At 35.3% G+C, this 1111-nt stretch carries 1 protein-coding gene; it reads right to left on the minus strand.

Features of this window, described 5'->3' with window-relative positions; all coding sequences use genetic code 11:
• Window positions 1-107: 107 nt before the first annotated feature.
• Window positions 108-761 (minus strand): serine/threonine-protein kinase, encoded by a 654-nt coding sequence (locus FJR38_RS00435; RefSeq protein WP_254449288.1) that lies wholly within the window; start codon window positions 759-761, stop codon window positions 108-110.
• Window positions 762-1111 lie beyond the last annotated feature (350 nt).

A 1111-nucleotide genomic window follows, 5' to 3' on the forward strand; every position in this document is an offset into this window, starting at 1 on the left:
GATACATTTCTATGTTTTGTGAGGATTTTACCCATTTACCCGATTGCCTTGCACTTTTTCCCATTTATAGACTTCAATCACTATTTATATAAGGGTTTCAGCTTTAATCAGCAAGCCCTATCTAAAGCTGGTGTGAAATTACTTCTATTTTCAAATTGTTCTGGTGGTGCAAAAACCGGAGTTTTGGCATTTGTTAAACTCATCAATTCGGCAAAATTGACTTCTCTAGCTAAACCAAAATCAATCAAAATTGCTTTCTTATCCGCTTCTCGCAATAGAATATTCGCAGGTTTAATATCTCGGTGCAGATAATTACGACTATGAATATAACTTAAAGCTTCGCCAATTCCTTTAATAATTTCTAACCCAGCACTTTCACTAAAAACACCATTCGCGTATAAACATTGTTCTAAATTCTTGCCTTTGACATATTCCATCACCATACAAGATAAACCATTTTCTTGAAACAGTTCAGGATACACTTTGACAATGTGAGGATGATCAAAGGTAGCTAACACCATCGCTTCGGTGTTAAACTTGTCCTGTTCTTCTGCTAGAAAGTCTCCAAAACCTTCTGTGTTTCCATATTTATCTCGATAGCGTTGTTGTAGAAAAACGACATTGAGACTTTTGATAGCTACTTGTTTTTTACGTTTATGATCTTCTGCTAAATAAGTAACACCAAAACCACCCTGTCCAAGAGTATCAATAATTTCGTATTGTCCTCTTTTTAATTTTTGCCCTGGGATAAAATAACTCATTATTAATATAATCTATAGGAATCCTATTTGAATTTTGAAAAAATCTCAGTTAGGCAAAGCTGTGATGTACCATTAATTAAGTTTACGGTGCTACGTATCTTTTAACAATCAAATATTATTCCTGTATAAAGATGTTGTTATAGCGGTATGCACTCTTTGTGAGATACAGTCATTAAATCGCAAAACCTGTAGGGGTGGGGTTTCCCCGCCCTCGATTGTATTTCATCCGACCGATAACCGCTATAAACAGATTGATAAGTAGGTAGGTGGGAAAACTTATAACTATGTCATTGCGAGTGGAACGAAGCAATCCCAAGAGTTTTGGGTAATTTACAGTTCGTTACATAGTT

Origin of the sequence: Anabaena sp. UHCC 0253 (assembly GCF_009712085.1) — a bacterium.
Classification (GTDB): Bacteria; Cyanobacteriota; Cyanobacteriia; order Cyanobacteriales; family Nostocaceae; genus Dolichospermum.